This window comes from Pseudomonas sp. 58(2021), from assembly GCF_017491585.1.
Classification (GTDB): domain Bacteria; phylum Pseudomonadota; class Gammaproteobacteria; order Pseudomonadales; family Pseudomonadaceae; genus Aquipseudomonas; species Aquipseudomonas fluorescens_BT.
In genome coordinates this window covers 114,467-141,339 of the sequence record NZ_JAFGYZ010000019.1, presented here as the reverse complement: position 1 = coordinate 141,339, position 26,873 = coordinate 114,467, and the positions used below count along the sequence as shown (strand labels likewise).

30 protein-coding genes are annotated in these 26,873 nt (G+C 60.9%); 17 read left to right on the top strand and 13 right to left on the bottom strand.

Annotated elements, in window-relative coordinates; all coding sequences use genetic code 11:
- The first annotated feature begins 42 nt into the window (after positions 1 to 42).
- Positions 43 to 1,029 (top strand): hypothetical protein, encoded by a 987-nt coding sequence (locus tag J5M72_RS21595; protein WP_207867038.1) that lies wholly within the window; start codon positions 43 to 45, stop codon positions 1,027 to 1,029.
- Between the two features lie 3 nt (positions 1,030 to 1,032).
- Here the strand turns inward: J5M72_RS21595 and J5M72_RS21590 are convergent, their stop codons facing one another.
- Both J5M72_RS21590 and J5M72_RS21585 read right to left on the bottom strand, forming a co-directional pair.
- Positions 1,033 to 2,169, bottom strand: coding sequence for a hypothetical protein (locus J5M72_RS21590; RefSeq protein WP_207867035.1), 1,137 nt, complete (start codon positions 2,167 to 2,169; stop codon positions 1,033 to 1,035).
- A gap of 63 nt (positions 2,170 to 2,232) precedes the next feature.
- The gene (locus J5M72_RS21585) at positions 2,233 to 3,048 is read right to left on the bottom strand and encodes a sulfite exporter TauE/SafE family protein (RefSeq protein ID WP_207867034.1); all 816 of its coding nucleotides are present in this window, start codon (positions 3,046 to 3,048) and stop codon (positions 2,233 to 2,235) included.
- A 112-nt stretch (positions 3,049 to 3,160) separates the two neighbouring features.
- Between J5M72_RS21585 and J5M72_RS21580 the strand changes: the two genes are divergently transcribed.
- A complete protein-coding gene (locus J5M72_RS21580; protein WP_207867033.1) occupies positions 3,161 to 3,928 on the top strand; it encodes a helix-turn-helix transcriptional regulator in 768 nt (255 codons plus the stop codon).
- 93 nt (positions 3,929 to 4,021) lie between these two features.
- The gene (locus tag J5M72_RS21575) at positions 4,022 to 4,333 is read left to right on the top strand and encodes an XRE family transcriptional regulator (protein ID WP_207867032.1); all 312 of its coding nucleotides are present in this window, start codon (positions 4,022 to 4,024) and stop codon (positions 4,331 to 4,333) included.
- A 38-nt stretch (positions 4,334 to 4,371) separates the two neighbouring features.
- Here the strand turns inward: J5M72_RS21575 and J5M72_RS21570 are convergent, their stop codons facing one another.
- Entirely contained in the window at positions 4,372 to 5,424 is a 1,053-nt protein-coding gene (locus J5M72_RS21570; protein ID WP_207867031.1) for an MBL fold metallo-hydrolase, read from the bottom strand.
- A 214-nt stretch (positions 5,425 to 5,638) separates the two neighbouring features.
- Here J5M72_RS21570 and J5M72_RS21565 point away from each other — a divergent pair, with 214 nt between their 5' ends.
- The 4 genes from J5M72_RS21565 (at position 5,639) to J5M72_RS21550 (ending at position 9,540) form a co-directional block, all read left to right on the top strand.
- Positions 5,639 to 6,247 carry a TetR/AcrR family transcriptional regulator gene (locus J5M72_RS21565; RefSeq protein WP_169431548.1) on the top strand — a complete coding sequence of 203 codons (609 nt, stop codon included), beginning with the start codon at positions 5,639 to 5,641 and terminating at the stop codon, positions 6,245 to 6,247.
- 145 nt (positions 6,248 to 6,392) lie between these two features.
- Positions 6,393 to 7,445: a diguanylate cyclase gene (locus J5M72_RS21560; RefSeq protein ID WP_207867037.1), complete on the top strand. Its 1,053-nt coding sequence runs from the start codon at positions 6,393 to 6,395 to the stop codon at positions 7,443 to 7,445.
- A 184-nt stretch (positions 7,446 to 7,629) separates the two neighbouring features.
- The gene (locus J5M72_RS21555) at positions 7,630 to 8,949 is read left to right on the top strand and encodes a PAS domain-containing methyl-accepting chemotaxis protein (RefSeq protein WP_207867030.1); all 1,320 of its coding nucleotides are present in this window, start codon (positions 7,630 to 7,632) and stop codon (positions 8,947 to 8,949) included.
- A gap of 60 nt (positions 8,950 to 9,009) precedes the next feature.
- Positions 9,010 to 9,540 (top strand): DUF1003 domain-containing protein, encoded by a 531-nt coding sequence (locus tag J5M72_RS21550; protein ID WP_169431550.1) that lies wholly within the window; start codon positions 9,010 to 9,012, stop codon positions 9,538 to 9,540.
- On the opposite strand, the gene J5M72_RS21545 is transcribed toward J5M72_RS21550, so the two are convergent.
- Positions 9,541 to 10,482 (bottom strand): LysR family transcriptional regulator, encoded by a 942-nt coding sequence (locus J5M72_RS21545; protein WP_207867029.1) that lies wholly within the window; start codon positions 10,480 to 10,482, stop codon positions 9,541 to 9,543.
- Positions 10,483 to 10,497: 15 nt separating this feature from the next.
- On the opposite strand from J5M72_RS21545, the gene J5M72_RS21540 reads away from it, so the two are divergent.
- Both J5M72_RS21540 and J5M72_RS21535 read left to right on the top strand, forming a co-directional pair.
- Positions 10,498 to 11,205: a CTP synthase gene (locus J5M72_RS21540; protein WP_207867028.1), complete on the top strand. Its 708-nt coding sequence runs from the start codon at positions 10,498 to 10,500 to the stop codon at positions 11,203 to 11,205.
- On the top strand, positions 11,202 to 11,516 hold the full coding sequence (locus J5M72_RS21535) for an antibiotic biosynthesis monooxygenase (RefSeq protein WP_207867027.1): 315 nt from the start codon (positions 11,202 to 11,204) through the stop codon (positions 11,514 to 11,516). Before J5M72_RS21540 ends, J5M72_RS21535 begins: the two co-directional genes overlap by 4 nt.
- Positions 11,517 to 11,601: 85 nt before the next feature.
- Here J5M72_RS21535 and J5M72_RS21530 read toward each other — a convergent pair whose 3' ends face one another.
- Positions 11,602 to 11,928 carry a DUF2025 family protein gene (locus J5M72_RS21530; protein WP_207867026.1) on the bottom strand — a complete coding sequence of 109 codons (327 nt, stop codon included), beginning with the start codon at positions 11,926 to 11,928 and terminating at the stop codon, positions 11,602 to 11,604.
- Between the two features lie 217 nt (positions 11,929 to 12,145).
- Between J5M72_RS21530 and J5M72_RS21525 the strand changes: the two genes are divergently transcribed.
- Complete coding sequence (locus tag J5M72_RS21525) at positions 12,146 to 13,273, top strand: glycerophosphodiester phosphodiesterase (RefSeq protein ID WP_207867025.1); 1,128 nt, start codon at positions 12,146 to 12,148, stop codon at positions 13,271 to 13,273.
- A 137-nt stretch (positions 13,274 to 13,410) separates the two neighbouring features.
- Entirely contained in the window at positions 13,411 to 13,716 is a 306-nt protein-coding gene (locus tag J5M72_RS21520) for a PepSY domain-containing protein (protein ID WP_197871217.1), read from the top strand.
- Positions 13,717 to 13,776: 60 nt separating this feature from the next.
- Here J5M72_RS21520 and J5M72_RS21515 read toward each other — a convergent pair whose 3' ends face one another.
- Positions 13,777 to 14,220, bottom strand: a complete 444-nt coding sequence (locus J5M72_RS21515; protein ID WP_207867024.1) for a hypothetical protein — start codon at positions 14,218 to 14,220, stop codon at positions 13,777 to 13,779.
- Positions 14,221 to 14,332: 112 nt separating this feature from the next.
- Positions 14,333 to 15,955, bottom strand: a complete 1,623-nt coding sequence (locus J5M72_RS21510) for a methyl-accepting chemotaxis protein (RefSeq protein WP_169431557.1) — start codon at positions 15,953 to 15,955, stop codon at positions 14,333 to 14,335.
- 277 nt (positions 15,956 to 16,232) lie between these two features.
- Between J5M72_RS21510 and J5M72_RS21505 the strand changes: the two genes are divergently transcribed.
- Positions 16,233 to 17,255 carry a transporter gene (locus J5M72_RS21505; RefSeq protein WP_074688253.1) on the top strand — a complete coding sequence of 341 codons (1,023 nt, stop codon included), beginning with the start codon at positions 16,233 to 16,235 and terminating at the stop codon, positions 17,253 to 17,255.
- A gap of 108 nt (positions 17,256 to 17,363) precedes the next feature.
- Positions 17,364 to 18,977, top strand: a complete 1,614-nt coding sequence (locus tag J5M72_RS21500) for an inorganic phosphate transporter (protein WP_207867023.1) — start codon at positions 17,364 to 17,366, stop codon at positions 18,975 to 18,977.
- Between the two features lie 53 nt (positions 18,978 to 19,030).
- Here the strand turns inward: J5M72_RS21500 and J5M72_RS21495 are convergent, their stop codons facing one another.
- Entirely contained in the window at positions 19,031 to 19,927 is an 897-nt protein-coding gene (locus J5M72_RS21495) for a LysR family transcriptional regulator (protein WP_169431559.1), read from the bottom strand.
- A gap of 120 nt (positions 19,928 to 20,047) precedes the next feature.
- On the opposite strand from J5M72_RS21495, the gene J5M72_RS21490 reads away from it, so the two are divergent.
- Positions 20,048 to 20,803 (top strand): SDR family oxidoreductase, encoded by a 756-nt coding sequence (locus J5M72_RS21490; protein ID WP_207867022.1) that lies wholly within the window; start codon positions 20,048 to 20,050, stop codon positions 20,801 to 20,803.
- A gap of 60 nt (positions 20,804 to 20,863) precedes the next feature.
- On the opposite strand, the gene J5M72_RS21485 is transcribed toward J5M72_RS21490, so the two are convergent.
- On the bottom strand, positions 20,864 to 21,301 hold the full coding sequence (locus J5M72_RS21485; RefSeq protein WP_207867021.1) for a multidrug/biocide efflux PACE transporter: 438 nt from the start codon (positions 21,299 to 21,301) through the stop codon (positions 20,864 to 20,866).
- 88 nt (positions 21,302 to 21,389) lie between these two features.
- Here J5M72_RS21485 and J5M72_RS21480 point away from each other — a divergent pair, with 88 nt between their 5' ends.
- On the top strand, positions 21,390 to 22,244 hold the full coding sequence (locus J5M72_RS21480) for a LysR family transcriptional regulator (RefSeq protein WP_207867020.1): 855 nt from the start codon (positions 21,390 to 21,392) through the stop codon (positions 22,242 to 22,244).
- Between the two features lie 75 nt (positions 22,245 to 22,319).
- On the opposite strand, the gene J5M72_RS21475 is transcribed toward J5M72_RS21480, so the two are convergent.
- Positions 22,320 to 23,156: a LysR family transcriptional regulator gene (locus tag J5M72_RS21475; protein ID WP_207867019.1), complete on the bottom strand. Its 837-nt coding sequence runs from the start codon at positions 23,154 to 23,156 to the stop codon at positions 22,320 to 22,322.
- 111 nt (positions 23,157 to 23,267) lie between these two features.
- Here J5M72_RS21475 and J5M72_RS21470 point away from each other — a divergent pair, with 111 nt between their 5' ends.
- Positions 23,268 to 23,993: an SDR family oxidoreductase gene (locus J5M72_RS21470; RefSeq protein WP_207867018.1), complete on the top strand. Its 726-nt coding sequence runs from the start codon at positions 23,268 to 23,270 to the stop codon at positions 23,991 to 23,993.
- Between the two features lie 188 nt (positions 23,994 to 24,181).
- Here J5M72_RS21470 and J5M72_RS21465 read toward each other — a convergent pair whose 3' ends face one another.
- The 3 genes from J5M72_RS21465 to J5M72_RS21455 are packed head-to-tail and all read right to left on the bottom strand — an operon-like array spanning position 24,182 to position 26,229.
- Positions 24,182 to 25,426: an RNA polymerase sigma factor gene (locus tag J5M72_RS21465; RefSeq protein ID WP_169431565.1), complete on the bottom strand. Its 1,245-nt coding sequence runs from the start codon at positions 25,424 to 25,426 to the stop codon at positions 24,182 to 24,184.
- Positions 25,419 to 25,763 carry a YciI family protein gene (locus tag J5M72_RS21460; RefSeq protein ID WP_007951101.1) on the bottom strand — a complete coding sequence of 115 codons (345 nt, stop codon included), beginning with the start codon at positions 25,761 to 25,763 and terminating at the stop codon, positions 25,419 to 25,421. The genes J5M72_RS21465 and J5M72_RS21460 overlap by 8 nt, the downstream gene beginning before the upstream one ends.
- Before the next feature lie 40 nt (positions 25,764 to 25,803).
- Positions 25,804 to 26,229, bottom strand: a complete 426-nt coding sequence (locus tag J5M72_RS21455; protein ID WP_207867017.1) for a nuclear transport factor 2 family protein — start codon at positions 26,227 to 26,229, stop codon at positions 25,804 to 25,806.
- 141 nt (positions 26,230 to 26,370) lie between these two features.
- On the opposite strand from J5M72_RS21455, the gene J5M72_RS21450 reads away from it, so the two are divergent.
- On the top strand, positions 26,371 to 26,856 hold the full coding sequence (locus tag J5M72_RS21450) for a GNAT family N-acetyltransferase (RefSeq protein WP_207867016.1): 486 nt from the start codon (positions 26,371 to 26,373) through the stop codon (positions 26,854 to 26,856).
- Positions 26,857 to 26,873 lie beyond the last annotated feature (17 nt).

The following is a 26,873-nucleotide window of genomic DNA, read 5'->3' as shown; positions in this document are numbered from 1 at the left end:
CTATTAATACCCCTCCCCCCACTCAAGGACCCGAGCCCCACCATGAAATTCGACCTCGCCTACTGCCTCAGCCTCGACGACAAACTGTCGATCTATGACGTTCGCGATCTCAATTTCGATGAGACGGTGGCGTTCGATTCTGCGAAGGAACACTTCCAGTGCCCCAACGACGCCTGTCGTTCGGCGTTCGATGCGTCCAACGAGTTGGGCACGTTCAACGCCAAGAACGTGAATTACGTGCGCACGCCGCACTTCAAGAATCTGCCCGGTACGCAGCATGTGGCGGGTTGTCCGTATGTGAGTTTGAAGACGTCGGCGTCGGGGGTTGAGGCGGCGGATGGGGAAACGGATGACGGTCGGGAGGAACATTTCCCGTCGGAGTTGTTGCTGACGCGACGTGAGTATGTGCGCAAGCCTGGCGCGCCAGCGGGGGCGGCGGATGTGTTGCGGGATGATCCGGCGCGGGTGGCGGCTTCCCCCTCGAAAGAGTCGCCGAGTCGCGAGACGGCGCCGGACAAGACCAGTGTCTTCGCTCACCCCGTGGAGTGTTTTGTGTCGAACTTCGCGGACAAGGATTTGCTCAAGCGTATGCCGTTGAAGATTGGCGAGCATACGGCGCCGTACAGTTCGTTCTTCAAGAAGATCGAGTACTTGATGGACAACAAGGGGCTGATTTATTGGGGCCGGATCAAGAAGATCGAGGACTTTCACAGCGCCAGTTTCCGGATCGATTTCGAGGACAAGGTCTGGTTCAAGAAGCCGGACGACAGCAAGAAGAAGCCTTATCCGGTCAGTGTCTATCTCAACAAAAAGCTGATCGACAACTACCGCAAGCGCAAGGCGTTTCTAGAAGAGATCAAGCACGCGATCGACAGTGACAAGGAGTTGTTCTGCTTCTTCTATGGCGTGACGCCGGAGTTGAAGCAGGTGCCGGGCAAGAAGAACCCCGAAAAGCCTTTCGAGGTCTTCAATGCCAATATCGAGAACCTGGATCACTTCATCATTCGTGAAGCGCCGGGTCTGGCGTGATGGTCAGCCCTGGGGCAGTTGCAGTTTGACGGCGCCGGGGTGTTGGTTGACGACTGAGTACGGCAGCACCGACCACTCGGGGTTATCGCAATTACGCTGGTAACGGGCGAAGTAGGCGCCCAGGTAAATACCCTTCGGCGTGAAGTGCCAGTTGGAATAACCCCAGACGCTCTCATCGGTGTAATCGCAACTGCCGTCGTCTTCAGCCGGTTTCTTCATTTCATCCGGGTACAACGTGGTGAACTGTTTGACCAGCCACGGCGCCATGATTTTTTGTTGATCGTATTCGCTGGCTGCGTTATCGGGTTTACCAATCCACATAACGTCTTTGAGTTTCAACAACTCGCCCGTGTGAACATTCAAGTTGATCGGCGAACTGCCGAAGTCCGGGTGGGCGCCACCGCAGCTGTAACCAGTGGAGATGTCTAGGCTGACCACGTCGGGTGAGAGAAACTCCGGGGCAGCTCCTTGATCGAACTCGGCGTATTCCCCGCCATCCATCATGCAGCGGTGATAGTCGATGACTTCAGTCCATAGCCGTCCGAGCAAGTGGTTGTTGATCCGCTGCTGCTCTTCTTTCGTATAGCCAGATTCAACACTGAACAACGAAACCTTCGACTCAGGCTCCGTCCACCATTGCAGCTCGTAGCCCATGAAGTTTTCTTTCTTCTCCGGCTTGAGCTTGAGCCCCTGTAAGCGCAAATACTCGTAGGGATCGGCTTTCGGCAACGTGGCAATAAAGGGCAGCGTGGTAGCAGTTGGCGCAGGAAGTTTGGCTTCGGTCAGTTGCACCGGGAGCTTCTTGCCCTTGGGGTTTTGCCATTCGCCCTGCCAACCGTTGGCGGTGGTTTTCAGCTTCAGGGTTGACAGCGGTTTGTCGTCGCCATAGCGGTTGTTGCCTTCAACCAGGTTCAACGTGCTGTCCTGCAGCGAGCCGCTGAGTTCCAGGTCGCGGTGATACTTCTCATAGAAGTAGCGGCCGGTGACTTCGTCCTGCTGCGTGGTGTTGAGCTCCAGCACAATCGGCATCTTGCCCAGCGTACCGGTGAACACGCGCCGGCCATCTTCGGCGTGGGCAGTGGAAATCAGTGTGAACAGCGCCGCAGCGTATGGCGCCAGGCGCAGCAGTCCCTTGAGCATGGATCGATCCCTGAATGAATGAGGCTGCGGAGTATGCAGAGGATGCGCGCAGGAATCGAGGCTCTACTTGAGCAGCATGCCCAGCATGACGACGATCAGCAGCGCGATGTACACCCACGCATGCACCCGATCCGGTATCCGCCCGATCCACGGCGTGGCCATTCGAATCCCGACCAACGAGCCCAGTGTCAGCACCACAAATGCCAGCAAATCCACATACCCGACAAACCACGCGCCCAGATCCGTCGCGCTGAATCCGGCCAATGCCATGTAGGTCAGCGTCCCGGCCACTGCCACCGGCACGCTTAACGGATTGGCCATGGACGTGGCCTGGGACATGCTCAGCCCGCAGCGGCGCAGAAGCGGCACGGTCATGACGCTTCCTCCTACACCGAGAAACGTGGCGATTGCGCCGATGCCTACACCGCCGGCGGACGTTTCTGCCCTGCCGAGTCGGCGCGGGATGATGCCTTCGCTGCGGATGAGGAAGCCACGTCTGAGCAGGCAGTCGATGATGGTCACGCCGAGATAGGCGATGAAGGCGTAGCGAATGATTTCGCCGCTGACCCACACCGCCGCGACCGCGCCGAGGATCGCGCCCAGGGCGATGAAGCCGCCGAGCGGCCACAGATAATGGCGGATCAGGTTGCCGGCGCGGCGATGTTTGCCGGTGGCGATCAGTGCGTTAACGATCATCACGCAGGTCGAGGTGGCGACGGCGATGTGCATGGCGGATTGGCTGATCGGGTCGTCGGCGCCGTGGCTCGCGGTAAGCATGCGGTACAGCAGCGGCACGACGACGAAGCCGCCGCCGAAGCCGAAGAGCACAGCGGTGACGCCGGTCAGGCAGCCGAAGAGTGTCAGCAGGAGGTAGAACATGGCGCGTCGTCCGTTGTTGGGGAGCGGTCGACGATAGAGCCGCTGCGCTTGGCCTGCTTCAGCAAGTCAGCCAATAATGTTTGCGTTTACGCCAATCGCTGGATACCGCTCGATGCGCAATGTTTCGATCAATCTGCTGGATGACACGCCGCGCCCGGTGGTGGCGATCGGTACGGATTATTCCCACGGCTATCTGTTGCCACGTCATACGCATCGGCGGGCGCAATTGTTGTACGGCGCGACTGGGGTGATGAAGGTCAGCACGCATGACGGCAACTGGGTGGTGCCGCCGCAGCGGGCGGTGTGGATCCCGCCGGGGGTGGCGCATGAGGTGTTGATGCTGGGGGTCAGCACTCGCAGTTTGTATATCGAGTCGGGGGCGGTGGACTTGGGTGATCGCTGTCAGGTGATCAGTGTGTCACCGCTGATGCGGCATTTGCTGATGGAAGCCGTGGAGTTGCCGCTGACCTATGACTTGACCGGGCGCGACGGCGTGTTGATCGATTTGTTGCTGCATGAATTGGTGCGCAGTGCGCCACTTCCGTTGCATATCCCGCTGCCGTCTGACGGAAGACTGCTCGAGCTGTGTCAGACCTTTCTGCATCAGCCGAATGCCCACCAATCGCCCCAGCAATGGGCCGACCAGCTGCACGTAAGCTTACGCACCTTCAACAGGTTGTTTCGTCAGCAGACCGGCCTGAGCTTCAGTCAGTGGCGCCAGCGCGCCTGCGTGGTACTGGCGCTGGCACGGCTGGCGGCGGGTGAGGCGGTGACGCGGATTGCCCTGGATTTCGGCTATGACAGCCCGGCGGCGTTCTCGACGATGTTCCGCCGGATCCTCGGTCAGGCACCGTCCGTCTGGTTGGAGGCGGCGAACTAGGGCAAATCAAAAAATGCGTTTGATCCCGGCCGAAAACAACTGTACAAAAACACAGTACATTTTCCATCAGCACTCTCGAGCCCGGAGCACACCATGGCCTCTTCAGCGATGAACCTCATCCTCGAACGTATCGCCCTTTTCCAGTTCACCCCGACCCATTGCGCCCAGGCCCGAGGGATGTTGGGCTGGAGCGTGGAGCAACTGTCGCGGGAGGCAGGGGTTTCGGTCGATGACATCCAACGGTTCGAAGCGCAGCAGGACGTGGCGGATGCGGCGCGGCTGGCGCTGACCTATCGGTTCGAGGCGCAGGGGCTGGTGTTCTTTCCGGGGTTTGCTCCGGGGCGTTCGACAAGCAATGGTTCGACCGCCGAATCGGTGCGTGGGGATTATGCGATGGCGGAGTGATCCGGTTCGCCTCATGGAGGCGAACCTGCATCAGTGAGTCAGGCCCCTTGCACCACCGCCTCACTCTCCCCTTCAACCACCAACCACCACGCATCCCCGCGTTGTGGATGTGCCAGGTTGAACGCCTCGCCCATTTGCGGCGTGGTGATGGAAACGCTGCGCTCCCAGGCCAGCGCAAGAATGCGGTCGAACGGTTCATGCCAGGCGTGCATCGCCAGATCGAACGTGCCGTTGTGGATCGGGAACAGCCAGCGGCCCTTGAGGTCGAGGTGGGCTTGCAGGGTTTCTTCCGGTTGCATGTGCACGTGGGGCCATTCGACGTTGTAGGCGCCGGTTTCCATCAGGGTCAGGTCGAACGGGCCGTATTGTTCGCCGATGCGTTTGAAGCCGTCGAAATAGCCGCTGTCGCCGCTGAAGAAAATCCGCTTGTCGCTGTCGATGATCACCCAGGACGCCCACAGTGTCTGGTTGCCGTCGAACAGGCCACGGCCGGAGAAGTGCTGCGACGGGGTGGCGATGAAGTGGATGCCGGCGACTTCGGTACCCTCCCACCAATCGTTCTGGCGAACCTTGCCGGCATCGATGCCCCATTTGATCAGAGTATCGCCGACGCCCAGCGGGGTGAGGAACACGTTGACCTTGTCCGCCAGTTTCAACACCGCTTCGTAGTCGAGGTGATCGTAGTGGTTGTGCGACAGGATCACCGCTTCGATCGGTGGCAATTCATCGATGCTGATCGGTGGCTGGTGGAAGCGTTTCGGCCCGGCCCATTGCACCGGCGAGGCACGCTCGGCGAAGACCGGGTCGGTGATCCAGAACTTGTCTTGCAGTTTGAGCAGCAAGGTCGAGTGACCGAGGCGATAGACGCTGTGGTTGGGCGCGGCGATCAGGTCGGCGCGGGTCAATGGCTGTACAGGGATGGACGACGCAGGACGGGTGTTGCGCGGTTTGTGGAAGATCATGTTCCACATGATGCGCAGCATCTTGCGCAAACCTTCGCGCTGCACAGGCGCATGGTTGCGGAATGTCCCTTCGGCCTGGCGCGAAGCTTCAGGTACAGGACTGACCGCAGAAGAAATTGATTTGGCCATGACTGAGTGACTCCAGAAAAACCGCGCAATTCACGGTTTTCCACGGTGGGACGATAAATGGCCAAGGCACGCACGCATCAGCCGGACATCGGGTTTTAGGTTGCACCGATTAACGCAGCATTACACTGATCGGTGTACTTTCTAGGTTGCATCAAACCGGATGACAAGTAAACTGCCGAGTGTAATTTCCTCTTTTTCTTGCCGAATCGAATTTATGACAGCTCCAACGCGCCTCACCGACCGCAAACGCGAAGCCATCATCCTGGCGGCCATTTCCGAGTTTCGGGCCAACGGTTTCGAGGTCACCAGCATGGACAGGATCGCGGCCACCGCCGGGGTGTCGAAGCGCACGGTTTACAACCATTTTCCGAGCAAAGAAGAGCTTTTCGCCGAAATTCTCAATCAGTTGTGGGCACGAATCAGCACCGAGCAGGCCGTGTCGTATCAACCCGACCAGCCCTTGCGTGATCAATTGCGAACGATGCTGCTGGCCAAACTGCAGATGATGGCGGACGACAATTTCATGGATCTGGCGCGGGTCGCCATCGCCGCCGCGATCCACTCGCCCGAGCGCGCACAGAACATGGTGGCGCGCATGGGCGAACGTGAGGAAAGCGTGACCGTGTGGATCCGCGCCGCTCAGGCAGATGGTCGGTTGAAACCGGTCGATCCGGAGTTCGCCGCGCATCAGGTCCAGGGGCTGCTCAAATCCTTCGCCTTCTGGCCGCAGATTTCCATGGGCCAACCCTCACTCGACAGCGCCACGCAAAATGCCGTGGTCGAATCGGCACTGGACATGTTTCTGGCCTGCTACCAGCTCTAAATCACGTCTGCGCCGCGTAAATGGCTCACAAGGACACTGAATCTTCCCGCTGGAATAAATGACAATACCTGTCATTGACCGATGAACGGTCGCTCTGAAGCATTACCCTGCAAAGTGTTTCAGAATGAATCTGGCGAAGAACATCATGGAAAACCAACGCGGCAAAGGCTTGTCATTCGCCAGACGTCTCTACTTGCCACGTGCCATTGGACTGGGAATCGGTTTCTTCAGCGTCGGGGCTGCGCTGTATCCATTGAATGTGCCGGCATGGCTCTGGGCGCTCCTGCTGTTCAACGGTTTTCTCTGGCCCCATGTCGCCTATCAATGGTCGGCCCGCTCGGCGTTCCCCTACCGCGCCGAGCGCCGCAATCTGCTCTATGACTCGGTGTTCGGCGGTTTCTGGACCGCGTGTTTCCAATTCAATCCATTGGTTACCGTGACCATTCTGTCGATGATGACCATGAACAATGTCGCGGCCGGCGGCCGGCGGCTGTTCCTGCTCGGCGCCCTCTCCCAGGTGATTGGCGTGCTGCTGGGCTGGTCGCTGTTCGGGGTCAAATTCACCCTGACGGCATCGCAGACCCAGGTCTGGGCGTGCCTGCCGATGCTCACCCTTTATCCGCTGGCGCTGGGCATGGTTTGCTATCGGCTGGCGATCAAGCTCGCTGAACACAAGCGCACCTTGAGTGCCCTGAGCCGCACCGACAGCCTGACCGGCCTGCTCAACCACGGCGCCTGGAAAGATTTGCTGCATCTGAAGTTCCAGCAGTGCCGCGAACACAACAGGCAGGCCACTCTCGCGCTGATCGACGTCGATCACTTCAAGGTGATCAACGACAGCTACGGACACATCGTCGGCGATGCGGTGCTTCAGCAACTCAGTCGAGAACTCAAACTCCTGCTGACTGAAAGTGAACTGGCCGGTCGTTACGGCGGCGACGAATTCTGCGTGATCCTGCCCAACCTGCCACTGAGCAAGGCCGAAGCGCTGATGGAGCAACTGCGCCAGTCCCTGCACCAATACCGTCATCCCGATGTGCCAGAGTTGCGGGTCAGCCTGAGTATCGGACTGGCACGCTTTCACCCGACCTACCCGGATGCGCTGCACTGGCTGGATGACGCCGACAAGGCGCTGTACACCGCCAAGCACACGGGCCGCAACACGATCAGCGTCGCGCTGAGCCGCTCCAGTGCCTGACAAAACTTGTACAACAAAGTGACATCGCTATTTCTTGTACAAGATTAACAAGTTTGTATAAGATCTGGTCGCCAGCCTGGATGCTGGCACTTTAGTGGTCATTGCCCAATGTCATCAGCGCGTTCGGCCGGCCAGCGCAGGAACAGGGATAACACCTCAGCCCTATTTCCGGAGCGCACCCAGCATGTTTTTCAATCGTCATCAGTCGGTCATCGACGACCTGCAACACACCATCACCGAACAATCCGGTTTGCTCGAAGCCATCGACCGTTCCATGGCGGTGATCGAATTCGATCTCGACGCAGTGGTCCTGCGCGCCAACGACAACTTTCTGAAGACCACGGGCTACAAGGCCGAACAGGTGATTGGTCAGTCCCACCGCCAGTTCTGCCCACCCGAATTTGCCCGCAGCAGCCAGTACACCGAGTTGTGGTCGCGACTGAAAAACGGGCAGTTCCAGTCCGGTACTTTCGAGCGCGTCGACAGCCAGGGTCGGCCGATCTGGCTGGAAGCCAGTTACAACCCGATCAAGGATGCCTCGGGTCGCGTAGTGAAAGTGGTCAAGTACGCCATGGACGTCACCGCCAAGGTGCAGCGCGAAAGCGAAGCCAACGCCAAATTGCAGGCCATCGACCGGGCCATGGCGGTGATCGAGTTCGATCTCGACGGCAACATTCTTGCGGCCAATCAGAATTTTCTGACGCGCATGGGCTATACCCAAACCGAACTCAAGGGCAAACATCACCGCTTGTTCTGCCCCGCGCATCTGGCCAACAGCAGCGCGTATCAGGACTTCTGGCGCCGGCTCAATCAGGGCGAGTTTTTCCACGGGCAATTCGAGCGCATCGATAAACACGGGCGAACCGTCTGGCTGGAAGCCAATTACAACCCGGTCTACGACGCCGCCGGGCGCTTGTGCAAAGTGGTGAAATTCGCCTCGGACGTCACCGCCCGGGTCGAGCAGCACGAGCAGGATGCCCGCAGCGCCAGCACCGCTTATCACATTTCCGTCGCCACCCGAAAAGTCGCCGAGCAAGGCACACAAGTCATCCAGCAAGCGGCCAGCGAGATGCGCGAAATCGCCGATGACATCGCCGAGTCTTCGACCCTGATCGCGCAACTTGGCGAGCGCTCCGAGCAGATCACCGCCATCGTCAACACCATCCGCGCGATTGCCGACCAGACCAATCTGCTGGCCCTCAACGCGGCAATCGAGGCGGCGCGGGCCGGTGAGCAAGGTCGTGGTTTTGCGGTGGTGGCCGATGAAGTGCGACAACTGGCGGCGCGCACCAGTGGCTCGACGACGGAGATTTCCAACATGATCGGCCTGATCCAGAGCGAAACCCGTCAGGCGATCAAAAGCATGGAAGGCACCCGTGGGCGCGCCGCGCAAGGCGTCGAGTTGGCGGATCAGGCGGGCACGGTGATTCTGCAGATTCGCGATGGCGCCAGCGAAGCGGTGGACGCCGTCAGCATGTTCGCCGGCGAACGAGCACCGGGATAAGCCACCATAGGCGACGCAGGGCTATAGTGACTCAACGTCCCAAGCCCTGCCGAGTCCGTCATGACCACCGAAAAAAACGAATCCCCCTGCGCGCCTGTCGATCACCTGCGCTTCCACCGCCCCCACGCCCACCTCAACACCACCTTCGGCAACGACAATTTCGCCCTGCGCGCCGAGGCGTTTGCACGGTTCTTCGGGACGCCGACCTTCCTCGGTGCTCAGACCCTGATCGTGGTGCTGTGGATATGCCTGAACGTGTCTGGCATCACGACCTTCGACGTCTACCCGTTCATCCTCTTGAACCTGGCGTTCAGCCTGCAATCGGCCTACGCCGCACCGCTGATTCTGTTGGCCCAGACCCGTCAGGCTGCGCGGGACAAGGCGCAATCGGAAGCCGACGCACAGCACCGCGAAGCCCTGGCCGTCGCCAACAGCGAACGTCAGGTCCAGGCCGCGAAGAACACCGCGCAATTGCTGGAGCTGCTGGAGCAGAACACCCGGCTCACCGAAATGACCAAGAATCTCACCGAACGCATCGAAGGATTGACCCGCGAGTTACACGATCACATGCGCCAAAGCCAGCAGCGCTGATCACGGCAAACGCAGCGCCCGCCCCAGTTCATCGAACAACGTGACCACCGAGCGCAATGCGCGGCAATCCGGGCGGGTCAGCAACCACAGTGCGGTGTCATAACCGTGCAGCGGTTCGCTCAAGGCTTGCAGACCTTCGGTGATCAGAAAGTCCGGCAACGCCGCCACGCCGAGCCCGGCACGCACCAGTTCCGTCACCGACAGCATGCTGTTGCAGCGATAGCCCGGCATGACTCCCGGCAAGTGCTGACGACGCCATACGACAGTCGGATGATCGGGCAGGAAATCGTCCGGGGCGATCCAGGTCATGGCAGCCAGATCGGATACATCGGTGTTTTGCAGATAGCGCTCACTGCCACAGACCCGGTAGGAAATCTTCGCCAGCTCCCGTCCGACCAGATGCTCCGGCGGTGTACGCGTCAGACGCAGGGCGATGTCGGCATCGCGGCGGCTGAGGTTGGCAAAATCGTTGGAGGTGCTCAGCTCGATGGTCAGTGCCGGATAGTTCGGCATGAACTGCGCCAGCGCCGGCAGTAGCAGACCTTGCAACACCGAGTCGGTACAGGTCAGGCGCACAGTGCCGCTGACCACTTCCCCACCCTGCTCGACGCCGATTCGCGCCGCTTCCAGAGCTTGTTCTGCACGCTCGGCCTGCTCGGCCAGGGTCTGCGCGAGGCTGGTGGGCAGGTAACCGGCGCGGCTTTTTTCGAACAGTTGCTGGCCGAGTGACGCTTCCAGTCGGCGCACGGCGCGAAACACCGTCGATACATCGACCTTCAACAACTGTGAGGCCCGGGCCAGCGACCCGCCGCGCACCAGGGCGAGAATCAGCGCCAGATCCGGGAAGTCGAGTCGATAGTGCGTCGCTGCATTAATCACTTGGGTAAACGCCCATATTGAGTGCGTGAACGCCAATCTATAGTGAGCGTCATCCCTCAACAAGCACAGCGAACCCTCATGGAACCCAGAGCCCTGCGCATCGCCCTGATCGGTGACTACGACCCGCAAGTCACTGCCCACCAGGCCATCCCGGTCGCCCTCGGACTGGCGGTGGAACACCTTCGCCATCCGGTCGATTTCGAATGGTTGCCCACCGACCAGATTCTGCCCGAAACGCCGCTGGAACATTTCGACGGCTTCTGGTGCGTGCCGGCCAGCCCCTACAAAAGCGAAGTCGGTGCGCTGCGAGCCATCCGCTTTGCCCGCGAGCAACAGCGACCGTTCCTTGGCACCTGCGGCGGTTTTCAGCATGCGGTGCTGGAGTTTTCCCGCAACGTGCTGGGCTGGGCCGACGCCGAGCATGGCGAAACCTCGCCCGACGCGAGCCGTGCGGTGCTCACGCCGCTGACCTGTTCGCTGGTGGAAGCGGTGGACAGCATTCATCTGGTACCCGGTTCGTTGATCGCCAAGGCGTACGAAACGTCGGAGATTCGCGAAGGCTATCGCTGCCGCTACGGTGTGAATCCGCAGTTCGAACGTGAATTGCTGACCCATGACCTGCACGCCGTGGGCCACGATTCGGCAGGCGATCTGCGCGCCATCGAGTTGAAAAACCATGTGTTCTTTGTCGCCACATTGTTTCAGCCGGAACGTGCAGCGCTCAAAGGGCAATGGCCGCCACTGGTGCGGGCGTTCGTTGAAGCCTGTGTGGAGCAATCTCGATGAAGTCGAACAATGAGTGTTTCGCCGTGATCTTCACCTCGACCCGCACCGAGGGCGATAACGGCTATACCGAAGCCTCCGAGCGCATGATGCAACTGGTGGCCGATCAACCGGGGTTTCTCGGTATCGATTCGATTCGGGGCGCGGACGGGGTGGGGATTACGGTTTCGTACTGGGAAAGCGAGGCGGCGATTCTGGCCTGGCGCGAGCATCCGGAACACCGGGTGATCCAGGCGCGAGGGCGGGCCGAGTGGTATTCGGCGTTTCATACGCGGGTATGTCGGGTGGAGCGGGAATATCGGTTTGCTCTGTGAGTATTGAGGCGGGCTCGCGGGCCCCTTCGCGGGCTTGCTCCGGGCGGCGCTCCGACGAAGAGGCCAGGACAGTTACGCCAGAACCTCAGCCCTTCACCAGACTGCGCACCGCCTCAATCTCCGGCACTTCGCGTTTATTCATGTAAACACGCAACGGCTCGGTGATGTTGACCCGGTCATCGATGTGCTGATCGAGCAGCAACTGGATCCGTTCGCGCTTGAGAGTCATGGTCTGTTCGGTGGCCGGCGCCCAGACGAATTCGCTGCACGGAATGATGCCGTCATCGGCCACGTCCATGCCGAACGAATCCTCACTGAAGCGCACGATGTACTGGCCGGTCTTGCGGTTGAGGCCGACAAAGCCCTTGAGGTCGTCGGCGGCCTGGCAGATGAGTTGCGATGTGATGCGCATGGTAAACCTCACGAAAAGGATCGATGGTCTACACGCAGGGCAATGAGTGGCGCGCCCTCTGCCGGGGCGGTTGTCGTGGCCAAGCGTACTGCAAACAAACGCACAAAAGCGCGGAAATTTTCGCTTTCAGTACGTTTATGTCGGTCTTGCGATAGCACGTTTTCGTTTGAGTTGCTAAAAGGGACATCTTCGAAAATACCTGCGAAAGGACCTCGACATGCCCGCCACGTTTACCAAAAGCGCACTGCTGCTGAGCCTGATGCTCGGCCTCGGCCAGGCCCATGCCGCCGCCCAGCCAGGCCCGGTTGCGCTTGCCGCCTCCGAGGGCATACCGCACCCGGCGGTGATCGCCCACCGTGGCGCGTCCTTCGATGCCCCGGAATCCACCGCTGCCTCCTACAAACTGGCCCGCGACCTGGGCGCCGACTACCTGGAAATGGACCTGCAGCGCAGCAAGGACGGCGTGCTGTTCGCCCTGCATGACAACAACCTGCAACGCACCACCGACGTCGCCACCAAGTTCCCGGATCGCAAGGACAGCCCGGCCAACGCCTTCACCATGGCCGAACTGAAAACCCTCGACGCCGGCAGCTGGTACAACGCCAAGTACCCGGATCGCGCGCGTCCGTCCTACGCCGGCCTGAAGATTCTGACCCTGGACGAAATCATCGACATCGCTCAGGCCAACCCGAAGCACAAACCGGGCCTGTACATCGAGACCAAGGAACCGCAACTGTTCCCCGGTATCGAGCATGACCTGAAGGAAAAACTCCAGGCCCGTGGCTTGCTGATCCCGGCCGGTGCCAAGCAGCCTAAAGACGCCACCAGCGTCGGCGCAGGCAACGGTAAAGTGATCCTGCAGACCTTCGAGAAAAACAGCCTGGAACTGCTGCAAAAGGAAATGCCGCAGGTGCCGAAGATCCTGTTGCTGTGGGTCGGCGAAGGCAGCATCGAGCCGAAATCCAAAGTGACCTTTGCCGACTCCGGCGAGAAGGACAAGAACGTTTTCTACGGCAAGCAGGAGCCGAAATCCGAAGCTGAATTCAAGCAATGGATCGACTACGCCAAGGCTCAAGGCGCCATCGGCACCGGCCCTTCGGCCAAGCTGACCCACGGCGGCGATCAGAGCTATTCGGATCTGGTGCAGCCATGGATGAACCAGTACACCCACGATCAGGGCCTGCTGGTGCACGTCTACACCGTAGATGAGCCGGTGGACTTCGAGAAAGTCATGGCCGCCGGCGTCGACGGCATCTTCACCAACCGCGCCAGCGAACTGCTGAAGTTCTACAAACGCCCGGCCGCCGCCAGTGTGGATCAGGTGTTGAAGAACAACGGTTTCTGATCCGTAAATCGGGCGTCAGTATCGCGAGCAGGCCCACTCCCACCGGGAGTACGGCCTGCTCGCTGCGTTTTAAGGGTGAATTAAGTTGCGGTGATTAACCTGAACTCACTTGAACGAATCACCCAAAGGAATAACCGATGAAAACTTTGACTGCCCTGTTTACCGCTGCCGCCCTGACCCTCACCGCCGGCCTGGCCCAGGCTGACGTTCGTGTCGATCAGATCCCTGAGCTGGTCAAGTCCGGCAAGATCAAATCGCTGGAGTCGATGAACGAACAAGCGCTGAAACTGCACCCGGGCGCGACCATCACCGACACGGATCTGGATAACCACTTCAATGGTTACGAATATGAAGTCGAGCTGAAAACCGCTGATGGTAAAGAGTTCGATGTGGACTTCGACGCCACCACCGGCAAAGTGCTGAGCAACAAGCAAGACACTTGATTGGCTGATAAAACAAAGCCGCACGATGATTGGATCGTGCGGCTTTTTTGTGTCCGCAATTTATGCCGAGGTACTGACCAGCGAGCCAGACGTGCTCGAATCCGAATCCTGCAACGCCGCCAATAACGCCGCCGTCGCCGTCTGCAACGAAGCCGACGTCGTCGCGATCTGCGACTGCGCAGCCGCGACATCCGCAGCCTTGGCATCCTGACTTTCCTGCTTCGCCTGAGCCGCTTGCAGCGCCTGTTGTTCTTCCTGCAATTGCTTCTGCAGCTCGGCAATCTGCTTGCGCAGTTCTTTCACGGTGTCCGATTCTTCGCTGCTGGAACCGCCGCCCCCCGTCGGCGCCGCGCCATCGCCCGCCGCCACTTTGCTGGTGTCGGCTTTCACGCCGGTGCTGGCCGCCGCGGTGGTCGAGGTGTCGTCACCGGTGTCGGCAATCGAGGTTTTGCTGGTGGGCGTGGTGACGGTCTGATTGATCGAAACTGACGTGAGGCTGACCATGGGAAATCTCCAATGCCGGTTATGGATGACCGGGCATCGGCGGCGGTCTGCACGAATTGAGATCGACTGTGTACCGACTCGGTAACCGAACCGGTACACAGTCACTGGCCGGTCAGACGCTCAGGCGAGCGGTGACGTTGTTGAGTTGCCCGGACAGGCCGTGCAGGTTCTGGCTGGCGCTTTCAGTGCGCTGCACGTTGTCGAGGTTGGTGCTGGCAATCGACGTGATCTCGGTCAGGTTGCGCGAGATGTCTTCGGCCACCGAGGTCTGCTCTTCGGCGGCGGTGGCGATCTGGCGGTTCATGTCGCGGATCGCTTCCACCGCGTGGGTGATGCGCTCGAGCATGGCCCCGGCCTGGGTCACTTGCTCGACGCTTTCATCGCTGCGGGTCTGGCCGCTGTCGATGGCCTGGGCCGCGTCCACCGCGCCGGTCTGCACGCTGTGGATGATCTGGTTGATCTCGATGATCGACTCCGCCGTGCGCTGCGCCAGGTTGCGCACCTCATCGGCCACCACCGCAAAACCACGCCCCGCTTCACCGGCCCGGGCCGCTTCGATGGCGGCGTTGAGCGCCAGCAGATTGGTCTGTTCGGCGATGCCGCGAATCACTTCCAGCACCTTGCCGATGCGGCCGCTGTCGGCTTCCAGACGACGGATCACCGTGGCGGTGTTGGCGATTTCGCCGCGCATCTGGGTGATGCTGTGGATGGTGCTCTGCATGACCTTCTCGCCCTGTTGCGCGGACTGGTCGGCATCGTCGGCGGCGCGCGCCGCGTCGGCCGCATGACGGGCAACTTCCTGGGCAGTGGCGGACATTTCGTTCATCGCCGTGGCCACCTGATCGGTGCGGTTGAACTGCTCATTGGTGCCGCCGGCCATCACGGTGGCGATGGCGTTCAACTCGCCGCTGGCGCTGTCCAGATCCTTGGCGCTGCGCTGCAGATGGTTGAAGGTTTCGGCGAGGAAATCGCGCAGGGTGTTGGCCGCAGCGGCGAGATTGCCCAACTCGTCCTGACGGTCGCTTGCCACACGCTCGACCAGACGTCCTTTGCTCAGTTGGGTGACGTAGTCGATGAGCTTGCGGATCGGTTCAACCAGATTGCGGTTGACCAGCCACAGGCTCAACAAACCGATCAGCAAGCCTGACGCGAGCATCACCAGCAGCCCCAGCCATACGGTGCGATCGGCACTGGCGCTGATCTGTGCCGATTGCTCTATGCCCTGCTTGCGCAAGTCGGCCACCAGCTCGCTCATCTGCTCGCTGGCAGCTCGGTCGACGCCTTTGACAGCAGCATCGCCCGCCGTCGGATCGGCACCGGCGGCGACGTAGGCATCGCGACCTTTCTGGTACGCGGCACCGAGCACACGGTGTTCTTCACGCAGACGCTCGATGCGGGTTTTCAGCGCAGGCTCGAGGCCTTTCTGATTGGCCAGTTCACCGAGGATGTTCTGCACGTCGCGCTGACGATCTTCGAACTGGCCCCAGTACTTGGCCAGGTCCGCCGGTTGTTTGCCGCGCAGCAGGACGTTTTTCCATTCCTGCACCTGCACCTTGAATTGCAGGTTGGCTTCGTCGATCAGTTGCGAGGTGTGCAAGGGACCGGCGATCAACTGGCTGTAGTTTTGCACGCCGTTGGACAGGAAATGAAAGCAGGCCAGCGCGATCAACAGCATCGCCAGCAGGCTGCCGCTCAGCAGGACGAGAATTTGCGCTCTCAGGGATTTTTGCAGCATCGCAGGTACTCGGGACAGGGATGAGGCACGTCCGGTAAGACGTGAATTGTTGCCGGACATCCGTGTCGGCGGACCTTGGCTCATGGCCGAAGGCGCGCAACCTAACGCATGCGTGATCGGCGTGCCAGAGCGCTTCTTGAGAAAATTCCGACCGCCGGTAAGGCATTGATTTTTTACGTCATTTCGCAGTCACAGAAACGTCACGCGCGGTTGCGATGATGCGGCTCAGGTGAATCTTCAAATCCCGCAACAGACGCCTTCCTTGCAGCGAGACTTCATGAACCACAGCCTGGATATCAGCCATCGCGATCCTGATCTGTTTGGCCTGCTTTACGGCTTTCGCTTTCGTCCCGGCGAGCGCGGGCGCGAAGTGGATTCGGCGACCGCCCTGCGCTGTCTGCAGGACGACAGCGACAGCGACGAATTCCTCTGGCTGCACCTGAACCTGGCCCACGCCGCGTGCGAGCGCTGGATGAAAAGTCATCTGCAATTACCCGAGGAGTTTTTCGAAGCGCTGCACGAAGGCTCGCGCTCGACCCGCATCGAGCATGTGGACTCGGCATTGCTGGCGGTGGTCAACGACGTGGTGTTCAACCTCAGCAGCATGGTGTCGTCGGACGTGTCCACGCTGTGGGTCTGTGTGCGCAGCAAACTGATCGTCAGTGCGCGCCTGCAACCGTTGCACTCGGTGGACAAGCTGCGTTCATCGGTGAAGGCCGGCGAGTGTTTTCGTTCGCCGTCGGAATTGCTCGTGCACCTGCTGCGCGACCAGGGTGAAGTGCTGACCCAGATCGTGCGCAAGACCAGCATGAGCGTCGATCAGGTCGAGGACGAATTGCTCTCCTCGCGGTTGTCGACCAACCGCGCCGAACTCGGCGCCAACCGACGGGTGCTGGTGCGCCTGCAACGGCTGCTGGCGCTGGAGCCGGGCTCGCTGCTGCGCCTGCTCAACCGCCCGCCACCGTGGTTGCAGAAGGAAGACGTGAAGGAGTTGCGCAAGTCCACCGAGGAGTTCGCGCTGATCATCAACGACCTCACGGCACTCGGCGAGCGGATCAAGCTGTTGCAGGAAGAGATCGCCGCCAACCTCAACGAACAGAGCAACCGCACGCTGTTCACCCTGACCGTGGTCACGGTGCTGGCGCTGCCGATCAACATCATTGCCGGTTTCTTCGGCATGAACGTCGGCGGCGTGCCGCTGGCCACCGATCCGGAAGGGTTCTGGATTCTGGTGGCGCTGGTAGCGACGTTCACCGTGATTGCCGGGCGCTGGGCGTTTCGCAAGCGGCGGGATTATTAAGACCGGCGGCGCGGCTAATCCGCCAAACACTGATCTGCCGCAGCCTCTCTGTAATATTTAGCAACGATCATGGGCGACACTCCTTCCCTCGCTCAGGTTTGTCCGCCCATGGCTACTCCCTCCCTGACCGTCAGCCCGGCCTCCGCTGCCAGCGGCAGGCCGGCGCTCGACACAAAAACCGGCCCCTTCACTTACGTGGTGTTCTTCGCCGTGCTGGCCATGGGGATGCTGTTCACCGCCTACAGCCTGATGCACGACATGCACGAACTCGGCACGGTGGTCACCACCTGGACCCCGTTTCTGCTGCTCGGCGTGGCGCTGTTGATTGCGCTGGGCTTCGAGTTCGTCAACGGTTTCCACGACACCGCCAACGCCGTGGCCACGGTGATCTACACCCACTCGCTGCCGCCGAATGTGGCCGTGGTCTGGTCGGGCTTTTTCAACTTCCTCGGCGTGTTGCTGTCCAGTGGCGCGGTAGCGTTCGGCATCATTGCGTTACTGCCGGTGGAGCTGATTCTGCAAGTCGGCTCATCCGCCGGTTTCGCGATGATCTTCGCCCTGCTGATCGCCGCGATCCTGTGGAACCTCGGCACCTGGTGGCTGGGCCTGCCGGCCTCGTCGTCGCACACGCTGATCGGTTCGATCATCGGCGTTGGCGTGGCCAATGCCTTGATGCACGGTCGTGACGGCACCAGCGGCGTGGACTGGGCCCAGGCGACCAAGATCGGTTACGCGTTGCTGCTGTCGCCGCTGGTGGGGTTCGGTTGCGCGGCGCTGTTGCTGCTGGCCCTGCGCGCCTTCGTGAAGAATCGTTCGCTGTACAAGGCCCCGAAAGGCAACACGCCACCGCCATGGTGGATTCGCGGTCTGCTGATTTTGACCTGCACCGGCGTGTCGTTCGCCCACGGATCCAACGACGGCCAGAAAGGCATGGGCCTGATCATGCTGATTCTGGTCGGCACCCTGCCGATGGCCTACGCGCTGAACCGCACCATGCCTGCCGATCAGACGTTGCAGTTCGCTGCGGTGGCCGAAGTCACCCAGCAGGCGCTGGTGAAAAGCGCCCCGCAGCCGGCCCCGGCCGATCCGCGTCCGGTGCTCTCGGATTACGTGCGCAGCAAGGAAGCCGCACCACAATTGATCCCCGCCCTCGCCGCGCTGATCGGGCACATCGGTGAGGAAGTGAAAGGCTACGGTTCGCTGTCGAAAGTCCCGGCGCAGGCCATGGGCAACGTGCGCAACGACATGTACCTGGCCAGCGAAACCATTCGCCTGATGGACAAGAACAAGGTCGGCACCTTCGATGCCGACACCAGCGGCAAGCTGCAACTGTTCAAGCAACAGATCGACAACGCCACGCGGTTCATTCCGCTGTGGGTGAAGATCGCCGTGGCGATTGCGTTGGGGCTGGGCACCATGGTCGGCTGGAAGCGGATCGTGGTCACGGTCGGCGAAAAGATCGGCAAGACCCACCTGACTTACGCCCAGGGCGCGTCGGCAGAAACCGTGGCGATGCTGACCATCGGCGCCGCCGACATGTTCGGCCTGCCGGTGTCGACCACCCATGTGTTGTCCTCGGGCGTGGCCGGGACCATGGTCGCCAACGGCGGCGGCCTGCAGATGAAGACCATCCGCAACCTGCTGATGGCGTGGGTGCTGACCTTGCCGGCGGCGATTCTGCTGTCGGGCAGCCTGTATTGGCTGTTTACCCAGATCTTCTGATTCCCCCCAATCCCTGTGAGAGCCGTTGCTCCCACAGGGATTTGCCGCAGGAATCAGAGCGTCGAACGAATCAAATCCCCCAGCCAGTCCATGAACACCCGCACCCGCAACGGCAGATGCCGCTGCCTCGCGTACAGCAGTGAAATGCCCATCGCCGGCGCGGTGTACTGCGGCAGCACGGTGACAATCTCGCCGCTGTCCAGATAGGTGTTCATGCCGGTACGCGGCACCTGGATCAGACCGAACCCGCCCAGGCACGCCGACTCGTAGGCATCGGTGCTGTTGACCGTCACACTGCCGGCCATCGGTACGCGGTGGACCTGCCCGTCCTGCTCGTAGACAAACCCTTCCGAACGCGAACCCAGCACGCCGACGTAGTGCACCAACCGATGCTGCGCCAGATCCTCAAGCGTTTGCGGCACGCCGTAGCGCTCGAGATACGCGGGGCTGGCGCAGTTGATCATGCTGAAGTCCCCCAGGTGCCGCGCCACCACCGACTGATCGGGCTGCGCGCCGATGCGCACCACGCAATCAAAACCTTCGGCGAGCAGGTCGACCCGGCGATCGGTGCTGCTGATTTCCAGCTCCAGATTCGGATGGCGCGCCATGAATTCCGGCAGCTTCGGCATGATCAGTCGCCGCGACAGAATGTTCGGCATGTCGACCCGGATCCGCCCGGTCAGCGACGCTTCGTCCTGTCGGAACAGATTCTCGATTTCGTCCATGTGCGACAGCAGATCCTTGCTGCGCTCGTACAGCGCCAGGCCGTCCTGAGTCGCCTGGACCTTGCGCGTGGTGCGTTGTAGCAGACGCGTGCCGAGCAGGGTTTCCAGCGCCTGCACCTGTTCCGATACGGTCGAACGGGGCAGCCCCAGACTCTCTCCCGCCATCGTGAAACTCGACAATTCGCTGACCCGGACGAAGGTGCGCAGCAGTTCCAGTTTGTTCATGGGCCACCCATTGATTGTTCGGATAATCCGACCAGTGATTCCGGTTTAGGCCTGTTTATCACCTCATGGCGGATAAATAAACTTTGCTGCATCAACCGTCACTGCTCTCGAGGAAATCCCATGAACCGCAAAATCGCATTGATCACCGGTGCCAGCCGTGGCCTCGGCAAGAACGCCGCCCTGCACCTCGCCGCGCAAGGCGTGGACATTATCGGCACCTATAACAGCCGCGCCGATGAAGCCCAGGCGCTGGTCGAGGAACTGAAAGCACTCGGCGCCAACGCCGTGATGCTGCAACTGGATGTCGGCCGCAGCGAAGGCTTTGCCGATTTCGCCGTGCGGGTCGGGCAAGCGCTGCAACAGCTTGGACAACCACGCTTCGACTTCCTGATCAATAACGCCGGGATTGGTGTGCATGCATCCTTCGCCGACACCACGCCGGAGCAGTTCGACCTGCTGATGAATGTGCAGTTGAAAGGGCCGTTCTTCCTGACTCAGCAACTGCTGCCGCTGATCAACGATGGCGGGCGGATCATCAACATCTCCAGCGGTCTGGCCCGCTTCACCCTGCCGGGTTACGCCGCTTACGCGGCGATGAAAGGCGCGATGGAAGTGCTGACCCGTTATCAGGCCAAGGAGCTGGGGGCGCGGCAGATCGCCGTGAACATCCTGGCACCCGGCGCCATCGAAACCGACTTCGGCGGCGGCGCGGTGCGCGACAATTCGGCGCTGAACGCGATGGTCGCCAGCAACACCGCGCTGGGCCGTGCGGGGCAGCCGGATGACATTGGTGGTGCGCTGGCACTGCTGCTGGCGCCGGGGGCGCAATGGATCAACGGTCAGCGGATTGAAGCGTCGGGCGGGATGTTTCTCTAAACCCGGCAAAAATCCCGGACAAAAAAAAACGCAGCCCTCACAGGCTGCGATTTTTTTGTTTCAGTTCTGGCAGACGCTGCGCATCACCAGTCGCTCGCGCACCACGTCATAACCCCAGTGGTAGATGTAGGTGTACGGCAGGAAGAACAGCAGCACGCCGATGTCGAGCAGAAACGCCTGCCACAGACTGACCGACAGCCACCAGGCAATCAGCGGCACGCCCATCACGATCAACCCGCCCTCGAACAGCAGCGCGTGCACCACCCGCACCCAGGCGTTGTGGGCGATGTTCCAGCGTTTGAGCAGGCGGTCGAAGAAGCCGTTGAACACCACGTTCCAGCCCAGGGCGAGCAGTGCAATGGCGATAGTGACGGCGCCCATTTCGACCAGCGGCTTGCCCATGATCCACGCCAGCAAAGGGGTACAGATCAGGATCGCCAGCAGTTCGAAACCGATGGCCTGGAAGATACGTTCAGTGATGGATTTGTTGGCAGTCATGGCCGAAGTCCTCTGTGAAGATGGTTGCCATGATCCAGCACCACATCGATACTTCATAACCAATAACCATCGATCAAGGCGATAGTTCATGGCTTCTCAGGAAGTGTTGCTGGCGTTCGTCCAGGCGGCGACTCAAGGCTCTTTTTCAGCGGCGGCGCGCAAACTCGGGCGCAGTCAGTCCACCGTCAGTGCAGCGGTGGCCAGCCTGGAAATCGATCTGGACCTGGTCCTGTTCGACCGCAGCAGCCGCAAGCCGACGCTGACCCCGGCCGGCCACGTGATGCTGCAGCGGGCCGAAGCGATTCTGTCGGCCACCAGCCGCCTGGAAATGACCGCCCGGCAATTGGCCCAGGGCGTCGAGCCGAAACTCACGGTGGCGATCTCCGACACTTATCAGTCCGACCGTTTCGAAGCGGCACTGGTGGGTTTCGAGCAGCGCTATCCGGATCTGGAGCTGGAATGCCTGATCGCCGAATGTGAAGACCTGATCGAACTGGTGCAGCGCGGTCGGGCGCACCTGGCATTCGCCGAGATGCAGGACAATTACCCGCCGGATCTGGCGACCGCGACCGTCGTCGAACGTACTGAAATTGCCTTGTTCGTTGGCCGTAATCATCCGTTGGCGGCGCTGGAATCCGTCGATCAAACAGTCCTGGAGCAACATCGCGAGCTGCGCCTGGCCACCATCGTCAATCCTTATGACAGTCGCGGCAAAGGTCGGGTGTGGTCGGCGCCGAGTTATCTGATGCTGCTGGAAATGGCCGAAAAAGGCTTCGGCTGGGCGCCGCTGCCGCGCTGGCTGGTGGAGCGCTTCGGTAATGACTTGCTGGTGGAACTGAAGGTGCGCGGCTGGCCGAAACCGGTGTTCGTCGATGCACTGTGGTCGCGGCTGTACCCGCCGGGGCCGGCGGGGAGCTGGTTGCTCAGCAAGATGCTGGAATAGCGTTGCCCTCAATCGCTAGCAGGCTAGCTCCCACACCGGACCTGTGGGAGCCAGCCTGCTGGCGATAGCGGCCGCTCAGGCCGCTGCAATATCGACCGGGCGGTTGACCTGAAAATACGCGTGCAACCCGCGCATTGTCGGCAGCTCCAATGCCTGCGCCGCATAACACAATCCCACCCGCCGGGTCGGCGCCGGCAGGTGCAGCGCTCGCACCACGATGTGCGCATGCCCGTTGACCAACGACTGCGGCAACATCGCCACGCCAACTCCCGCCGCCACCATGTGCAGCGCCTGTTGCAGTGAACCGGCATGTCCCGCCACCGCTTCCGGCGAACGCCCGTACAGCGCCATCAATCGCTGATGGGAAGGATGCTGCGGGCAGGTGATCCAGTCCTCGATCGGCGCCCAGCCGGCCTGCGCGTTGGCCATCGGGTGATCGAGAGGCAGCGCCATCACATAGGATTCTTCCCACAGCGGCAGGAACAGTTCGTCTTCGCAGCACATTTCCTCGACCGCCAATCGACCATCGCCGTGACAGCCCTCTTCCAGAGTCAGCAGCAGATTGGGCAACGCCTGATGGGCCATGCGCACAAAGGCTTCGATGTGGCTGGCGGCGATATCGCCTTCGATGCCGAGGGTCAGTGGCGCGCGGTTTTCGCGGCCGCGAAACATCCGGCTCAGCGCCTCGGACTCGGCCACCATCCGCCGCGCCTGGGGGTACAGCAGTCGCGCTTCGTCGCTGACTTCCACACCACGGGGCTGACGCACGAACAGCGTCGCGCCGAGTTCTTCTTCCAGCTGTTTGATGGTCACCGACAACGTGGGCTGGCTGATGAACAGCCGTTGCGCGGCAGCGGTGATATTGCGTTCCTCGAACACCGCGAGGAAGGCTTTGAGATGGCGGATATCCATAGGAGATTCCGATAGCAGACAGAGGAATAAGGCATTTTTCAGCCTCCAACGGGCTAAATATACTGCGTCCCGAATCTGGTTATTTGTTTTTCTTATCTCAGGAGTTCAACCATGAGCAAGCCATTGATCATCATCACCGGCGCCAGCTCGGGCATCGGCGAAGCCACCGCCCGCCGCTTGAGCGCTGCCGGCCATCCGCTGCTGTTGCTGGCCCGGCGCATCGAACGCCTCGAAGCACTGGCCCTGCCGAACACCCTCAACCGCCGCGTCGACATCACCGACCGCGCCGCATTGCTGGCCGCCGTGGCCGAAGCGGAAGCGCAGTTCGGCCCGGCCGATGCGCTGATCAACAACGCCGGGGTGATGCTGTTGGGCGAGATGAGCAAACAGGACCCGGCGCAGTGGGACCAGATGCTCGACGTCAACGTGAAGGGTTTGCTCAACGGCGTGCACGCGGTGGTCGCCGGGATGATCGAGCGCAAGCACGGCACGATCATCAACGTCAGCTCGGTGGCCGGTCGCAAGACGTTCCCGAACCATGTGGCGTATGTCGGCACCAAGTTTGCGGTGCATGGATTGTCGGAAAACCTGCGTGAAGAGTTGTCGCCGCATAACGTGCGGGTGACCACGATTGCGCCGGGTGCGGTGGAGACCGAATTGTTGAGCCACACCACGGACGAGGCGATCAAGACCGGGTATCAGGCTTGGAAGCAGGACATGGGTGGGACGGTGTTGAGCGCCGAAGATGTGGCTACGGCGATTGCTTATGCGTATGGGCAGCCGCAGGGGGTTTGTATTCGGGAGATTGTGATGGCTGCGACTCGGCAACAGGCCTAAAGGCGAAAGGCAAAATCAAAAGCGCCCTCACCCTAACCCTCTCCCGGAGGGAGAGGGGACTGACCGGGGTGTCTTACGTAATACGCCGACCTGCAAGACCGAGCCGATTATGGATTCACGGAAATTCGTTCAGGTCGGTGGTTTTCTGCAATATACCCGGATCGGTCCCCTCTCCCTCCGGGAGAGGGCTAGGGTGAGGGCAAGCGGTCCAAAGCCATGAGCCGCCCTTCAATAAACCGCCGCTCCGGCTCTTGCCGGGTCAATTCCAAGGCACGCCGGTAAGCCGCCCGCGCCTCTTCAACCCGCCCCAACTGCCGACAAAACTCCGCCCGCGCCGAATGCGCCAGGTGGTAATCCTGCAACTCCCCACGGTCCAGAATTCCCTCGATCAAGGTCAACCCGGCCAGCGCCCCGTCCCGCTTGGCCACCGCCACCGCCCGGTTCAACTCGATCACCGGCGACGGCACCGCCCGCAGCAACACGTCATACAGCCCGACGATCTGCGCCCAGTCCGTCTCCCCCGCCGTCGGCGCTTCGGCGTGCACCGCCGCTATCGCCGCTTGCAGGCAATACGGTCCGAAGCGTCCGGTGGTCAGCGCTTTTTCCACCAGATCGCAGCCTTCGGCAATCAGCTCGGCATTCCACAATCCGCGATCCTGATCATCCAGCAAAATCAACTCACCATCGGGCGATGAGCGTGCCGATCGCCGCGATTCATGCAGCAACATCAGCGCCAGCAACCCCATGACTTCCGGGTCCGGCAACAACTCCAGCAGCAACCGCCCGAGGCGGATCGCCTCGCGGGTCAAATCCTCGCGGGTCACCTGGGCTCCGCCGGATGCTGAATAGCCCTCGTTGAACACCAGATAAATCACCCGCAGCACACTGTCGAGGCGTTCGGGCAATTCGCTCAAACTCGGGACTTGATAAGGGATTTTCGCATCGCGAATCTTGGCCTTGGCCCGCACGATGCGCTGGGCAATCGCTGCCGGGGCCGAGAGAAATGCGCGGGCGATTTCTTCAGTGGTGAGGTCGCAGACTTCGCGCAGGGTCAGCGGCACCTGCGCGTCCGCCGCCAGCGCCGGGTGGCAGCAGGTGAAGATCAGGCGCAGGCGATCGTCTTCCACGTCTTCAACGTCCCATTCGGACTGTTCCAGCTCTTCCAGTTGCGCCAGCAACAACGGCTGCGAGGCCTTGAACCGTGCGCGCCGGCGCAACACGTCAATGGCCTTGAAGCGCCCGGTGGACACCAGCCACGCACGCGGGTTATCCGGCACACCATCGCGCTGCCAGCGCTCGACCGCGACGAAGAACGCCTCGTGCAAGGCTTCTTCGGCGAGGTCGAAATCGCCGAGCAGACGGATCAGGGTCGCGAGGATCCGCCGCGAGTCTTCGCGGTAGACCTGCGCGACCCGTGCCGCGACCTCAGACATTCAACTGCCGCACGGGACGCACTTCGACACTGCCGACCCGGGCCGCCGGAATGTTGCCGGCGACCTGAATCGCTTCGTTGAGGTCCCGTGCGTCGATCAGGTAGAAACCGGCCAGTTGCTCCTTGGTCTCGGCGAACGGGCCGTCGGTGATCGACAACTTGCCGTTGCGCATGCGCACCGTGGTGGCGGTCTGCACCGACTCCAGTGCTTCGGCGGCAACCATCCGGCCGCTGCCCTGGATCGACTCGGCGTAGGCCCAGCATTCGGCGTCTTCCGGGCTGTCGGGTGAGGAATGCAGCAGGCGCTCATCGCTGTAGACCAGGCATAAATACTTCATGGCGTTCTCCTGAATCGGACGGATCAACTATGGCTGAAGATCAGGGTTTCGCATCAAACAGCGTCGAGCCGGTCATCGGATCGAACGGTGCGGACCAGTGTTCGTGGGCAATTTTCCACGCCCCGCCAACCAGCCGATAGCAGGCGGTGGCGCGCATCCAGCAACTCTGGGTTTCGCCCTTGTCATTGGTCCCGCCGCAATTGGCGACCCAGTGGGCGAAGGCGATGTTGTCGCCAGTCTCGATGGCGATTTCGTGGAACTCGAAGATGTGCGGGCCGGGGCACATTTCCATGCAATCCACCCAGTGGGCGCGATAGGCATCCTTGCCCTTGAATTGCAGGGCCTTGATCGCATCGAACGAGAGGATGTCGTCGGCGTACAGCGCCATGACTTTCTCGACGTCCTTGGTCATGACGGCTTCGCGGTAGGTGTTAATCAGGGTCTGGATATCGCTTTGTGCGCTCATGGTGTTCTCCGTGTTTTTTGTTGTGAAGACACCCTTTGTCGTTCGGCGATTTGCCGGATCGACAGCTGAAACAAAAAAAATCCAGAGAACGCAAAGTCGCTAGAATCCGAGGCTCATCTTTGTAGGAAAAAGGAAATTCCCTTGTCAGCCAAACTCGTGCCGTACGAGAGCCTTAACGCCTTGCAGCGTCAGCAGGTCGAAGCGATTGAAATCCACGCCGAGCAGATCAAATTCTCCGGCGACATCCACGGTGCATTGCACACCCTGCTGTCGAAACCCGGCCCCGGCGTGAAGGGTTTTGCGCTGCTGGCAGAAGATGAGCCAGTGGCGTTCCTGCTGCTCAAGCGCCCGCCGGTGTTGCCGGAATGGGCCAATGAACACAGCGCCACCCTGCATGCACTGCAAGTCGATCACCGCGCACAGGGCAGAGGTTACGGCAAGGCCTGTCTGCTGGCGCTGCCGGAGGTTGCGCGCCAGGCCTGGCCGGAAATCAAAGGGCTGGAACTGTCGGTGGACGCCGACAACGACGCCGCGATTGCGCTGTACGCCAAATACGGTTTCGTCGACAGCGGTGAAGCGTACAAGGGCCGCATCGGTTACGAGCGGCGCATGGGGCTGTTCTTCTAATCGTCGAGGGATCAACG